This window comes from Streptomyces sp. SID8374, assembly GCF_009865135.1.
Lineage (GTDB): Bacteria > Actinomycetota > Actinomycetes > Streptomycetales > Streptomycetaceae > Streptomyces.
Genome location: NZ_WWGH01000001.1, coordinates 4,210,381 through 4,223,122 on the forward strand (window position 1 = coordinate 4,210,381; position 12,742 = coordinate 4,223,122).

17 protein-coding genes are annotated in these 12,742 nt (G+C 72.2%); 13 read left to right on the forward strand and 4 right to left on the reverse strand.

The features are described 5' to 3' along the window. Window positions 1-16: 16 nt before the first annotated feature. From GTY67_RS18520 to GTY67_RS18535, 4 genes are all read left to right on the forward strand, one after another. On the forward strand, window positions 17-706 hold the full coding sequence (locus GTY67_RS18520) for a DUF2993 domain-containing protein (RefSeq protein ID WP_093691048.1): 690 nt from the start codon (window positions 17-19) through the stop codon (window positions 704-706). 467 nt (window positions 707-1,173) lie between these two features. Then, window positions 1,174-2,013, forward strand: coding sequence for a sulfurtransferase (locus tag GTY67_RS18525; protein WP_093691050.1), 840 nt, complete (start codon window positions 1,174-1,176; stop codon window positions 2,011-2,013). Between the two features lie 41 nt (window positions 2,014-2,054). Beyond that, the gene (locus tag GTY67_RS18530) at window positions 2,055-2,342 is read left to right on the forward strand and encodes a DUF1416 domain-containing protein (protein WP_003968135.1); all 288 of its coding nucleotides are present in this window, start codon (window positions 2,055-2,057) and stop codon (window positions 2,340-2,342) included. A gap of 137 nt (window positions 2,343-2,479) precedes the next feature. Further along, window positions 2,480-2,737 carry a DUF3099 domain-containing protein gene (locus GTY67_RS18535; protein WP_093691052.1) on the forward strand — a complete coding sequence of 86 codons (258 nt, stop codon included), beginning with the start codon at window positions 2,480-2,482 and terminating at the stop codon, window positions 2,735-2,737. Between the two features lie 19 nt (window positions 2,738-2,756). Here the strand turns inward: GTY67_RS18535 and GTY67_RS18540 are convergent, their stop codons facing one another. Beyond that, a complete protein-coding gene (locus tag GTY67_RS18540) occupies window positions 2,757-3,119 on the reverse strand; it encodes a DsrE family protein (RefSeq protein WP_093691054.1) in 363 nt (120 codons plus the stop codon). Between the two features lie 46 nt (window positions 3,120-3,165). Beyond that, window positions 3,166-3,420 carry a hypothetical protein gene (locus GTY67_RS18545; RefSeq protein ID WP_161279395.1) on the reverse strand — a complete coding sequence of 85 codons (255 nt, stop codon included), beginning with the start codon at window positions 3,418-3,420 and terminating at the stop codon, window positions 3,166-3,168. 420 nt (window positions 3,421-3,840) lie between these two features. Here GTY67_RS18545 and GTY67_RS18550 point away from each other — a divergent pair, with 420 nt between their 5' ends. From GTY67_RS18550 to GTY67_RS18560, 3 genes are read left to right on the forward strand one after another with little or no spacing between them, the layout of a single operon-like run. Further along, complete coding sequence (locus tag GTY67_RS18550) at window positions 3,841-4,413, forward strand: FABP family protein (RefSeq protein ID WP_093691058.1); 573 nt, start codon at window positions 3,841-3,843, stop codon at window positions 4,411-4,413. Window positions 4,414-4,470: 57 nt separating this feature from the next. Then, the gene (locus GTY67_RS18555) at window positions 4,471-4,923 is read left to right on the forward strand and encodes a transcriptional repressor (protein WP_093691060.1); all 453 of its coding nucleotides are present in this window, start codon (window positions 4,471-4,473) and stop codon (window positions 4,921-4,923) included. A 10-nt stretch (window positions 4,924-4,933) separates the two neighbouring features. Further along, on the forward strand, window positions 4,934-5,899 hold the full coding sequence (locus GTY67_RS18560) for a glycine cleavage T C-terminal barrel domain-containing protein (protein ID WP_093691062.1): 966 nt from the start codon (window positions 4,934-4,936) through the stop codon (window positions 5,897-5,899). 52 nt (window positions 5,900-5,951) lie between these two features. Here GTY67_RS18560 and dtd read toward each other — a convergent pair whose 3' ends face one another. Then, entirely contained in the window at window positions 5,952-6,401 is a 450-nt protein-coding gene (dtd, locus tag GTY67_RS18565) for a D-aminoacyl-tRNA deacylase (protein WP_093691064.1), read from the reverse strand. 235 nt (window positions 6,402-6,636) lie between these two features. Here dtd and GTY67_RS18570 point away from each other — a divergent pair, with 235 nt between their 5' ends. The 4 genes from GTY67_RS18570 (at window position 6,637) to GTY67_RS18585 (ending at window position 10,377) form a co-directional block, all read left to right on the forward strand. Further along, complete coding sequence (locus tag GTY67_RS18570; RefSeq protein WP_093691094.1) at window positions 6,637-7,149, forward strand: ABC transporter substrate-binding protein; 513 nt, start codon at window positions 6,637-6,639, stop codon at window positions 7,147-7,149. A 145-nt stretch (window positions 7,150-7,294) separates the two neighbouring features. Next, a complete protein-coding gene (locus GTY67_RS18575) occupies window positions 7,295-8,269 on the forward strand; it encodes an asparaginase (protein ID WP_093691066.1) in 975 nt (324 codons plus the stop codon). A 24-nt stretch (window positions 8,270-8,293) separates the two neighbouring features. After that, the gene (locus GTY67_RS18580; RefSeq protein WP_161279396.1) at window positions 8,294-9,544 is read left to right on the forward strand and encodes a GNAT family N-acetyltransferase; all 1,251 of its coding nucleotides are present in this window, start codon (window positions 8,294-8,296) and stop codon (window positions 9,542-9,544) included. A gap of 116 nt (window positions 9,545-9,660) precedes the next feature. Further along, entirely contained in the window at window positions 9,661-10,377 is a 717-nt protein-coding gene (locus GTY67_RS18585) for a TetR family transcriptional regulator (RefSeq protein WP_202462152.1), read from the forward strand. A gap of 6 nt (window positions 10,378-10,383) precedes the next feature. On the opposite strand, the gene GTY67_RS18590 is transcribed toward GTY67_RS18585, so the two are convergent. Further along, window positions 10,384-10,980 carry an HAD-IA family hydrolase gene (locus GTY67_RS18590; RefSeq protein ID WP_343238706.1) on the reverse strand — a complete coding sequence of 199 codons (597 nt, stop codon included), beginning with the start codon at window positions 10,978-10,980 and terminating at the stop codon, window positions 10,384-10,386. A gap of 154 nt (window positions 10,981-11,134) precedes the next feature. Between GTY67_RS18590 and GTY67_RS18595 the strand changes: the two genes are divergently transcribed. Both GTY67_RS18595 and GTY67_RS18600 read left to right on the forward strand, forming a co-directional pair. Continuing rightward, window positions 11,135-11,608: a MarR family transcriptional regulator gene (locus tag GTY67_RS18595; RefSeq protein WP_161279397.1), complete on the forward strand. Its 474-nt coding sequence runs from the start codon at window positions 11,135-11,137 to the stop codon at window positions 11,606-11,608. 173 nt (window positions 11,609-11,781) lie between these two features. Continuing rightward, entirely contained in the window at window positions 11,782-12,729 is a 948-nt protein-coding gene (locus GTY67_RS18600) for a MarR family winged helix-turn-helix transcriptional regulator (protein WP_161279398.1), read from the forward strand. Window positions 12,730-12,742: the final 13 nt, after the last annotated feature.

The window sequence follows — 12,742 nt, forward strand, 5'->3', positions numbered from 1 at the left end:
GGGGGAAACGACACACATGCGCGCACTGCGAATACTGCTGGTCCTGCTGGTGGTGCTCGGCGGCCTCTTCGTCGCCGCCGACCGGCTGGCGCTCCACTTCGCCGAGTCGGAGGCCGAGGACCGGGTCAGCATCAGCGGTGGCAGCGGGGGGACGACCGACATCTCGATCAAGGGCTTCCCCTTCCTGACCCAGCTGGCCGCGTCGAAACTCGACCGGGTCGATGTCACGCTCAAGGGCATGAAGACCGAGGCCGCGGGCCGCGCGATACGGGTCGGCGAGGTGCGGGCGCAGCTCCACGACGTGAAGCTCGGCTCCGGCTACACCACCGCCACCGCGGCCCGCGCCACCGGCACGGCCGTCGTCTCGTACGAGGACCTGACGGCGGCGGCGGAGGACGGCGTCACCGTGGCGTACGGCGGCGACGGCAAGGTGAAGGTCACCGGCACGGTCGAGATCCTCGGCCGCCCGATCTCCCGCAGCGTGGTCTCCACCGTGACCCGGGTCGACGGCCACACGATCAAGGTGCGCGCGGACGAGGTGCCGGGCGAGGGCATCCCGGGGGTGGAGCAGCTGGTGCGGACGAAGACGGACTTCCAGGGGGACATCGACGGTCTGCCGAAGGGCCTGGAGCTCCAGAAGATCCAGGTGACGGAGAACGGCCTGGAGATCGCGCTGAACGGCTCGGACGTGTCGCTGACGGGCTGACCCCCCACCACCCCTTGCCCGCAACCCGGCTCCTTTCCCCACGATCCGGATAGTGAGACGCCGACGTCCGGTCCGTAGATGCGCGGCGGCCGAAGGGCGACGGGGGACCGGCCGGACGGCGCGCCTCCCCGCTCGTCGTCTCGCATCATGGATGATCGCGTCTCACCATGCGACACGACGGTGACATCTCCGCCCGTACCTCCCTACGATCGGACCCATGAAGCGACAGGCGGATCTCACGAAGCGGCGGGCAGTAGACCTGTGCCGCGTCGCCGCCATGCTCTGTCGCACCTCCTGAGCGGGGCGTTCGTTCCGTCCCGCCTCCCCTCGGCCCTTCGACCACCGTCAGGGCCGGCCCCGTGCCCCGTACGCGCCACGCTCCGTCCGTCCGCGTGTATACCCGCACCCCCGCACGATCACTCCGCATCTCGCACCACCCGCCGCAGACTGCCCCGGAGGAGAACAACATGAGCCGCAGCGACGTCCTGGTAGACGCCGACTGGGTCGAGGCCCACATCGATGACCCGCAGGTCGCCATCGTCGAGGTCGACGAGGACACCTCGGCGTACGAGAAGAACCACATCAAGAACGCGATCCGGATCGACTGGACCAAGGACCTCCAGGACCCGGTCCGCCGTGACTTCGTGGACCAGGCCGGCTTCGAGAAGCTGCTCAGCGAGAAGGGCATCGGCAACGACACGCTGGTCGTCCTCTACGGCGGCAACAACAACTGGTTCGCGTCCTACGCCTACTGGTACTTCAAGCTGTACGGCCACGAGAACGTCAAGCTCCTCGACGGCGGCCGCAAGAAGTGGGAGCTGGACTCCCGCGACCTGACCGACGCCGTCCCGACGCGCCCGGCCACCCAGTACAAGGCCAAGCCGCAGGACGAGTCGATCCGCGCCTACCGCGACGACGTCGTGGCGGCCATCGGCAGCCAGAACCTGGTCGACGTGCGCTCGCCCGACGAGTTCAGCGGCAAGCTGCTCGCCCCGGCCCACCTCCCGCAGGAGCAGTCGCAGCGCCCCGGCCACGTGCCGAGCGCCCGCAACATCCCGTGGTCGAAGAACGCCAACGACGACGGCACCTTCAAGTCGGACGACGAGCTCAAGGCCCTCTACGAGGACGAGCAGGTCGACCTGTCGAAGGACACCATCGCGTACTGCCGCATCGGTGAGCGCTCCGCGCTCACCTGGTTCGTGCTGCACGAGCTGCTGGGCCAGGAGAACGTCAAGAACTACGACGGTTCCTGGACCGAGTACGGCTCCCTCGTCGGCGTGCCGATCGAGCTCGGCGCCAACAAGTAACCCGACCGACCCGCACGACCCGACCAGAAGGACAGAACCCCATGTGTGGAGCACAGGCCGGCGGCCCCGACGCTTCGACGATCAAGCCCGGTGAGACCACCATCCAGGGCAGCGTGACCCGCGACGGCGAGCCCGTCACCGGTTACGTGCGTCTGCTGGACTCGACCGGCGAGTTCACCGCCGAGGTCCCGACCTCGGCGACCGGGCAGTTCCGCTTCTACGCGGCCGAGGGCACCTGGACGCTCCGCGCCCTGGTGCCGGGCGGCAGCGCCGACCGCACGGTCGTCGCGCAGACCGGTGGACTCTCCGAGGTCGCGATCGCCGTCTGATCCACGGCATGGCCGCTCGAACGACGGCACAGAACGGCCGGAGGGCCGCACCCCAGGGGGTTGGACGCCACCTGACGCGGGGTGCGGCCCTTCGCGCCGTGCTGTGCCAGGTCCCTGGGCGGTTCTACGCTGGAGGCATGTACGCCCGACGCCGGCGGAACTACTTCCTCCTGATGGGCGGATGCGTCGTCCTCTTCGTCTCCGCCTGGGCCTTCGTACGCCTGTGGTCGATGCCCGCGGCCATCGCGATGTGCCTGGTCGCGATGGTGATCCCGCCCGTCGCCGCCGTGTTCGCCAACCGGCGGGGGCCGGAGGACCGGTGGTGGGACGACCCCTCCGGCGACCCGAAGTCCGACGAGTGGTGGGACGAGCTGGACGGGAAGAAGCGGTACTGACCGCTGTACGGGACCGGGCTCAGTAGACGAGCGCCTGCGTGCCGTCCGCCATGGCCTCCTGGACGAAGACCTGCGCCCCCGCGATCCGTACGCCCTCCAGCACGTCCTTCTCCGTGATCTCGCGCCGGGCCGCGCACTGCGTGCAGAGGGTGACCCGGCCGCCCGCCAGGATCGAGTCGATCAGATCGGGCAGCGGGGCGGCGTGCGGCAGCTCGAACTCGGCGGCCCGGCCCGGCAGCGCGAACCACGAGGACTCCCCGGTCAGCCAGAGCGAGACCTCCACCCCACTGGCCACGGCCACCGCCGCCACGGTGAAGGCCTGCGAGCAGCGCTCGGCGGCTTCGGGCCCGGCGGTCACCTTGATCACAAGCTTCTTCTGCATACACCGAACTGTAATCCTCCGGCGGGCACCCCCTCCGACCTGCGAGTCACCTGTGCGCGCAGACGCGCCGCACGCACGTCGAACTCGCTACCGCCGTCGGCCACGGCATCCAGGCCCAGTTCAACTCGGCCGCCTTCGCCACCCACCTGCGGGACGAGCTGGGCATCGGGGTGTCGATGCCCTGGACGCCGGCCGGGGTGGAAGAGGTCGAGTTCGACGCGGCCTGGAAGTCCTCGCGGGCGGTGGAGGGGATCTCGTCGTACGTCCTGACCGAGAAGGCGCCCCACGGCGACGCACGCACACGGCACGCGTACAGCCTGGCCGGTGACACGCTCGCCCTGATCGTCCACGAGCGGCCGGGCAGGGCGGAGGCGGCGCGGATCCCGTTCCAGCGGACCGTGATCCTCCAGAACCAGCTCCTCGGCCGAGACCGCGTCCGGGACGGGTGGGCCGGGCGGCGGTGGTCACGCCGTTCGGCCCCTACCTGGACGAGAAGGCCGGGCCCCCACCCATTAGGCTGGGACCCGGCCCTGTACTGCCGCCATACCGCTCATTCCGAGGAGCCCCCGTGCTTGAGGCATTCTTCACCGCCCTGCTCATCCTGGTCTGCGTCGGCGTGCTCGCCTTCACCGCCGTCGCCGTGAAGAAGCTGTACCAGGGCCAGCGCTGACCCTCGCCGTGCCCGATCGTTCCGCCCCCTCACAGATCGTCTGAGCCGCTCATGATCGAGATTCCGTCCGACCTCAACCCGGACCTCGTCCCGCTGGCCTTCCTCATCGGCAAGTGGGCGGGCGCGGGCGTTTCCGACTTCCCCGGCGCCGAGAAGTGCAACTTCGGCCAGGAGGTCACGTTCAGCCACGACGGCCGTGACTTCCTGGAGTACGTCTCCCACACCTGGGTCCTGGACGCCGACGGCAACCAGGTCCGCCCGCTGGAGTCGGAGTCCGGCTACTGGCGCATCGACAAGGACCGCAAGGTCGAGGTCGTCATGGTCCGCGACCAGGGCGTCGTCGAGATCTGGTACGGCGAGCTGGCCGACCAGAAGCCGCAGATCGACCTGGTCACCGACGCCGTGGCCCGGACCGCGGCCTCCGGCCCGTACACCGGCGGAAAGCGCCTCTACGGGTATGTGAAGAGCGACCTCATGTGGGTCGGCGAGAAGGCGACCCCCGAGGTCGAACTGCGCCCGTACATGTCGGCGCACCTGAAGAAGGTCGTCACCCCCGAGGAGGTCGCCGAGATGGCGCGGAACCTCGAGGACATGCCCGACGACGGCATCGCGTTCTTCAAGTAGAGGGTCCCGTACGGCACGAGCCCCCTGGCCGGTGCTCACCCGTCCTACACTGGGCCTGTGGTGAGCACCGACTGGAAGACCGATCTTCGGCAGCGTGGCTACCGGCTGACGCCCCAGCGCCAGCTCGTCCTGGAGGCCGTGGACGCCCTGGAGCACGCGACCCCGGACGACATCCTGTGCGAGGTCCGCAAGACCGCGTCCGGGGTGAACATCTCCACGGTGTACCGGACCCTGGAGCTCCTGGAGGAGCTCGGGCTGGTGAGCCACGCCCATCTGGGCCACGGCGCCCCGACGTACCACCTGGCCGACCGGCACCACCACATCCACCTGGTCTGCCGGGACTGCAAGGACGTCATCGAGGCGGACCTCTCCGTCGTCGCCGAGTTCACCGAGAAGCTCCGCGCCGACTTCGGCTTCGCGACCGATATGAAGCACTTCGCGATCTTCGGCCGGTGCGAGGCGTGCACGGCCGCGAGGGACGACTCGGGGACCGGCGGGCCCAAGTCGTAGGCTGGGCTCCATGAAGAGCCCCCTGCTGTCCCTGCCCGGCGCCGTCGCCGCCGAGGGCCGCGACGAAGGAGTCGCCGGACACTACGGCGACCTGTTCCGCGAGCAACGCGCCCTCGCCGACGGCAACGGCCTCGTCGACCTCTCCCACCGCGGTGTCGTCACCGTCACCGGCGACGACCGGCTGAGCTGGCTGCACCTGCTGCTCACCCAGCACGTCAGCGACCTCGCCCCGCACCAGGCCACCGAGGCCCTGATCCTCTCCGCCAACGGGCACATCGAACACGCCATGTACCTCGTCGACGACGGGACGACGGTGTGGATGCACGTCGAACCCGGCACGCAGGGCGACCTCATCGCCTACCTGGAGTCGATGAAGTTCTTCTACCGGGTCGAGGTCGCCGACCGCACCGAGGACACCGCCGTCGTGCACCTCCCGGCCGGGTCCATCGCCCAGGTCCCGGAGGGTGTGGCCGTACGGGAGACCGCGCAGGGCCGGGACGTGTTCCTGCCGCGCGCCGACCTGGAGTCGTACGCCGCCGCCAACGGCCCGGCCGTCGGGATCCTGGCGTACGAGGCGCTGCGCATCGAGGCGCACCGGCCGCGCGTCGGCTTCGAGACCGACCACCGCACCATCCCGCACGAGCTGGGCTGGATCGGCACCGCCGTCCACCTCCAGAAGGGGTGCTACCGGGGCCAGGAGACCGTCGCCCGCGTCCACAACCTGGGGAAGCCGCCGCGCCGGCTGGTCTTCCTGCACCTGGACGGCAGCGAGGTGCACCTGCCCGGCCACGGCACGCCGGTACGGCTGGCGGCCGACGGCGAGGAGGGCCGCCAGCTCGGCTTCATCACCACCTCGGCCCGCCACCACGAGCTGGGCCCGATCGCCCTGGCCCTGGTCAAGCGGAACGTGGCGGTGGACGCGGAGCTGATCGCCGGGGACACGGCGGCGGCCCAGGAGACGGTGGTCGAACCGTAGCCCCCGGAGCCCGTAGCCCCAGGAACCCCGTAGCCCCCGGAGCCGTACGGCCTCACACCTCGATGATCACCGTGAACGGGCCGTGGTTCGTGAGCGAGACCCGCATGTCCGCTCCGAACCGGCCCGTCGCCACCTCCGCGCCCAGCGCCCTCAGCTGGGCCACCACCTCGTCCACCAGCGGCTCGGCGACCTCGCCGGGTGCCGCGGCGTTCCAGGTGGGGCGGCGGCCCTTGCGGGCGTCCCCGTAGAGAGTGAACTGCGAAATCACCAGGAGGGGGGCATTCACATCCGAACAGGACTTCTCGCCCTCCAGGATGCGGACCGACCAGAGCTTGCGGGCCAGCTGGGCCGCCTTCTCCGGGGTGTCCCCATGGGTGACTCCGACCAGCACACACAGGCCTTCGCCGATGATCTCGCCGACCACGCCGGTCGCGGACGGATCGTCGCCCGTCCCGGCCACCGAGACGCTCGCGCCGTCCACTCGCTGTACCACTGCACGCATACAGACCAACCTATCTTGGGCTGAACGGGTACAGAGTGTGGGCGGGGGCACCTTGCAGGGTGGCACGATGCACGATGGCGGTGTGCCGACGCACCGGTCGAGGGGACGGAACAGCATGAGTACCTATGGAGCCGGACAATCTCCCGGGCCCGTACCGGGCGCACCCACCGGCGGCAGCGCCCGTACCAGCACCCTGCACTCACCCGTACGGCCCCTGCTGCCCGGGCTCGCGTCCGTGCCGGAGCAGGGCGGCGGCGAGGCCGGGTTCGGCGGGCTGCGGCTGCCCGAGCTGCGGACGCTGCGGCGGGACGCGCAGCGGGACGAGGCCGACCTCAGTTACGTACGCCGGCTGGTCCAGGGCCGGATCGACATCCTCCGCGCCGAGCTGGCCCGCAGGCGGGACCCGCAGGCGCCGGTGCCGGAGACCCCGGTGGTGGACCGGCTCTCGGAGATCCTGGCCGACGCCCCGTCCCGGCACCGCACCTCCGCCCGGCACGTCACGCTGACGACGCCGCGCGGTGACGAGTTCCGGCAGCTCGCCGCCGAGAACCTGGCCGAGGTGGAGCTCTCCGACCTGGCCGCCCGTACGGACGAGGAGCTGCACGACGCGATGGGCCGCCTGGTCCGCTACGAGCAGCAGGTCTCCCGGCGCCGTCACGAGCTCCAGCGCACGACCGACGATTGCAGCGCGGAGATCGCCCGCAGGTACCGTGACGGGGAAGCCCAAGTGGACGACCTGCTCGCCTGAAGCGACCCTTCCGGACGGCGGGTCCCGCACCCCGCCCGTCCGGCCGATCCTTCCGATCTCTCCGGGTCTTTCCGGGCGCCGGGTCTCCACACAGCTGTCTGTATCGACCGTACCGACCCGTCCCGACCGTCTCCGGAAGGCCACCATGACGTCCACCGACGCCCCTGCCGCGATAGCCCCCGCCCCGCCCGTGCTGGCCGAGGTCGTACGGTCCGGGTTCACCGAGGGCCACCACCGCGGCTCGCTGGTCCTGCTCGCCGCCGACGGGAGCGTGGAACTCGCGCTCGGCGACCCCGCCGCCCCGGTCTTCCCCCGCTCCTCCAACAAGCCGATGCAGGCCGCCGCGATCCTCCGGGCGGGCCTGGAGCTGTCGGGGGAGCGGCTGGCACTGGCCGCCGCGAGCCACTCCGGGGAACCGTTCCACCTCGATCTCGTACGCAAGATGCTCGCCGAGCACGGGCTGTCCACCGACGACCTCCAGACCCCGCCCGACCTGCCGCTGGACCCGGTCGCCGCCGAGGCCTACCTCGCCGCCGGGAACGTACGCGAGCGCATCACCATGAACTGCTCCGGCAAGCACGCCGCGATGCTCGCCGTCTGCGTCCGCAACGGCTGGGACACCGCGAGCTACCTGGACCCCGCCCACCCGCTCCAGCTCCTCGTCGGCCAGGTCGTGGCCGAGGCGGCGGGCGAGCCGGTCGCCTCGCTCGGCACCGACGGCTGCGGGGCCCCGCTGATGGCGATCGGGCTGACAGGTCTGGCCCGCGCGTTCCGCTCGTTCGTGCTGGCCGAGCCGGGCAGCGCCGAGCGCCGGGTCGCGGACGCGATGCGCGCCCACCCGGAGTACGTCGCGGGCACCCGGCGCCCGGACACCTGGCTGATGAGCGAGGTCCCGGGAACCCTCTCCAAGATGGGCGCCGAGGCCGTGCAGGCGGTCGCGCTGGCCGACGGCCGGGCCCTCGCCTTCAAGATCGACGACGGGGCGACCCGGGCCCTCGGACCGGTCCTGGCCCGGGCGCTGGAACTGCTCGGCGTCGACGCCCCGGTGGTCGCCCGGATCGGGCGCGCACCGCTGCTCGGCGGGGCGGTCGAGGTCGGGGAAATTCGCGCGACATTCTGAGTCGTGCCTGCTTAGCGTGGGGGGATGAGCCTCGACGTCCGTACGGTGACCGCGTCCGACTACCCCGACTGGCTGCGGGCGGTGCAGAACGGATTCCTCACCGCCGGTTCACCGGCGGAGGACGATGTCGCGGACCGGCTGGCCGCCACCGATCTCACCCGCCTCCAGGGCGCGTTCGACGCCGGGCGGTGCGTGGCGACGTTCCGCTCGTTCGCCCAGCGGCTGACCGTGGTGGGCGGCGCCACCGTCCCGGCCGACGCGATCACCGGGGTGACGGTGGCGCCGACGCACCGCCGTCGCGGGCTGCTCAGCCGGATGATGGCCACGGACCTGGCGGCGGCCAGGGAGCGGGGCGAGGTGGTCGCCACGCTGATCGCCGCCGAGTACCCGATCTACGGGCGGTTCGGCTTCGGCCCCGCCACCTGGACCGCCGAGTGGGAGGTCTCCGTCCACCGCGCCGGCCTCGACCCGCGCCGGTCGGGGCAGCCGGAGGACGGCGGCCGGATCGAGATGGTGGACGGCGCCGACGTCCGCAAGTACGGCCCCGAGCTGCACGCCCGGCTGGCGGCGCTGCGCCCCGGCGTCGTCAGCCGCAGCGAGCGCTGGTGGAGGCGGCACACGGGCACGACCGTCATCCCGGCCCACGAGAAGTGGACGGAACCGTTCTACGTCATCCACCGCGACGCCGACGGTGAGGTCGACGGCCTCCTGGTCTACGGCACCGACGACAAGTGGGGCGACGCCAAGCAGCCCCTGAACACCGCGACCGTACGGGACCTGATCGCGGTGACCCCGGCCGCCGAGCGGGCGCTGTGGCACTTCCTCTGCTCGGTCGACTGGATCACCACGGTCCGCTCCGGCTACCGCGCCCCCGACGACCTGCTCCCCCAGCTCCTCCCGGACCCCCGGGCCGCCAGGACGGTCACGCACGCGGACTGGCTCTGGCTGCGGATCCTCGACGTGGAGCGCGCGTTGGAGGCCCGTACGTACGAGAGCGAGGCGTCGCTCGTGCTGGATGTCCGGGACGAAGGGGGCGTGGCGCAGGGGCGCTTCCTGCTGGATGTCTCGCCCGAGGGCGCGCGCTGCACCCCGACCACCCGGAGCGCCGATCTGGCGCTGGGCGCCGGGGAGTTGGCGGCCCTGTATCTCGGCGACGAGTCGGCGCGGCGGCTGGCGGACCTGGGACGGGCCGAGGAGCTGCGGACCGGGGCGGCGGGCACGGCGGACGCCATCTTCCGTACGGGGCGGCGGCCTTGGTGCCCGGACATCTTCTGAGCCGCCCCGACGGCTGGCCCGACGGCCGCCCTGACGTGCCCTGCCGGGGCGGCTGACCTGCCCGTACTGTCGTGCTCGCGACATCAAGTCCGGTCCAGGTCAAGGGCGTACGCTTCATGGTCATGAGCGGAGAGAAGGCCGTCGGCGGGAACGGAAGCGGAAGCGTCGCCGGGGTGGTGGGGCGGGAGCAGCCGGATCAGGTGGCCCCGCCCCGGGTCAGCCTGCGGGAGCGGAAGAAGGAGCTGACGTACCGGGCGATCTCCGATGCGGCGATCGCCATGTTCCTGGAACGGGGCTTCGACAAGGTCTCCGTGGCGGAGGTGGCGGCCGCGGCGGACATCTCCAAGCCGACGCTGTTCCGGTACTTCCCCGCCAAGGAGGACCTGGCGCTGCACCGGTTCGCCGACCACGAGGACGAGGCGGCCCGGGTGGTCGCCGGCCGGTGGCCCGGCGAGAGCCCGCTGGGCGCGCTGCGCCGCCACTTCCTGGCCGGCCTGGACCGCCGCGACCCGGTGACCGGGCTCTGCGACCGCCCCCAAGTGCTGGCGTTCCACCGCCTGTTGTACGGGACACCGGCGCTGGTGGCCCGCCTGTACGCGTACCAGGGCCGCTTCGAGGCCGCCCTCGCCCGCACCCTCGGCGGCGGGGTGACCGCACGGCTGGCGGCCGGACAGATCATCGCCGTCCTGCGGATCCTGGCCGAGGAGAACTGGCGCCGGATCGACGCGGGGGAGAGCGCGGACGCGGTGTACGCGGGCGCGGTGCAGGCCGCCGAGGAGGCGTTCGTACAGCTGCGCAGGGGGCTGGAGCCGGAGGGGCGGGCCCTGGCCTAGCCGGGGTTACGGTGCCGTCGCCGCGGTCTCGTACGCGTACGGTCCCAGCGCCCGCCGCAGGTCCGCCGGTTCGCGGTGCAGGGCGCCCGTCATGCCGAGGGCGACGGCCGCGTCGATGTTCTCCTGCCGGTCGTCCACGAACAGGCACCGCTCCGCCGGTACGCCGGCCCGCTCGGCGGCGATGCGGTAGATGGCCGGGTCCGGCTTGGCCACCCGCTCCACCGCGCTGCTCACCACCGCGTCGGCCAGGTCCGTGAGCCCCAACAGGGCCAGGTCGTCCTCCAGTTGGAGGGTCGCGTTGGTGACGAGCACCAGCGGGACGTGGGTGCGCGCCCGCCGCAGCAGGGTGACCACCTCCGCGTCGGCGCGGAACGGCGCCGAGGCGAGCGCCCGCCCGAGCGTGCGGGCCAGGTCCGTGTCCCCGCCGAGGCGGCCGGCGAGCTGGTCGGTGATGGCGTCGACCCAGGCGTCGGGGGTGATCCGGCCGAGGAGGAGGGGGAGGTCGATCTCGGGGGCGTAGGCGATGTCCATGGTCGTGCCCACCGGCAGTCCGGCCGCCTGCTCCAGTGCGGCGAGGGGAGCGGTGTCGTAGAAGCGGATCACGTTGTCGAGGTCGCAGAGGACGGCGCCCGGGGGTGATGAATGCTTGGGGAGTTGATGGTTATCTTCTTGATGGTTAAGCAAGTTGACGATAGCTTCCTCTTGAGCCGGCCGCCTGCCGACGGCCGGACGTGTGTGCCCGGAGAGGGAGAAGACCATGAACGCGACCGCATACACCACCACCGCCGCCGCCTCCGCCGCACCCCCCGCCGACGCCCGTGGCCTCGGCCTGGCCCATTACGCCGCCCGCGGCGTCCTGGAGAGCGTCCTGGCCCGGCACGGTGCCACGTTCCAGCAGCAGATCGCCCTGCGCGCCGCCGTCACCTCCGGGGCCCCGCAGACGCCGGACGACCTCATCGCCCAGGTCCAGGGGTCCCTCAAGGCGGATCCGGCCGACCTCCGCGCCGTACTCGACGAGCTGCTGGCCGAGCGGCTGCTGGTCGCCGACGGTGTGCACCTTCGCCCCACGGACGCGGGGCGCGAGCTCATCGCGGCCGTCGGCGCGGAGACCGCCCCCATCACGGCCCGCATCTGGGGCGGGATACCCACCGAGGACCTGGCCGCCGCCGGTCGCGTCCTCGCCCTGGTCACCGAGCGCGCCAACGCGGAGCTTGCGGCGCTGGGGGCCTGAAGCGGCGGGCTCGTCTGAAGCGGCTGATCTGCCTGGGCTTGGTGGCCCGCTTGAACCGGCTGGGCCGCAGGGGGGGCAAGGGGGGGCAGCCGGTCAGCCGGTCCAGGGCCCCGGCTGCCCGCGCCGCCCGCGCCGCCCTCCGTATAATCGGCCTCCCGGTTCCAAGCGGGGAGATGACGATCGTGCGAGTCGAAGCCGACGGCGGGGCGCGAGCCCCCGTGCCGGACACCGAGGCCACGGCCGAGGTCCCCGGCGCTCTGCCGGAAGCGCTCACCGCTTTCGTCGGCTATCTCCTGCGCCGGGTGTACGCCCGGTTCGCGGCCTGCTCGGGCGGCCCGGAGGACGGCTCCCGGGAGTTCCTTGTCCTGGACGCGCTGACCGGCGGCGACTGGGCCTCCCAACTGGACCTGGCCGAACGCCTCGGCATCAACCGCACCCTCATGGTCGGCGTCGTCGACCGCCTGGAGGCCCGGGGCCAAGTGCTCCGCACCCGTAACCCGGACAACCGCCGCCAGTACATCCTCTCCCTGACCGACGAGGGCCGCTCCGCCGTGGCGGCGGGCCGCCGAGCGGTCGCCGAGCGGGACGCGCGGCTCACCGCCGCCCTCACCCCCGAGCAGGTCTCCCGCCTCAACACCCTGCTCGCGCGGCTGCTCCCGCCGGCCACCCAGGACCTCGTCCGGAGCACCGAACACCTGGTGGCGCAGGCCCAGCACCGGCTGCGCAGGCTGGGCGACGAGAAGCTGGCCGGGACCGGCCTGCGGGTCCGCCACTACGGCCCGCTCTCCCTCCTCGCCACCTCCGGCCCCTGCCCGCAGCAGCGCCTCGCCCGGGAGCTGGCCATCACCGGGCCCGCCGCCTCCCAGCTGGTGGACGAGCTCGTCGCGGGCGGGATGGTGCACCGCGGGCGCGACCCGCACGACCGGCGCCGGCACGCCCTGGAGCTCACCGAGTTCGGGCACGCCCAGCTGGAGCGGGTCGCGGAGGCGGTCGGGCTGCTGGCCGCGGAGACCGCGGAGCTGCTCGGCCCCGGCGGCGAGGGCGAACTGCGGTCCCTGCTGGGACTGCTCCTCGAACCGGACCACCCGGGCGTCGCCGAGGCGACGGGAAGACCCGGCTGAGAGCTGGCCCACC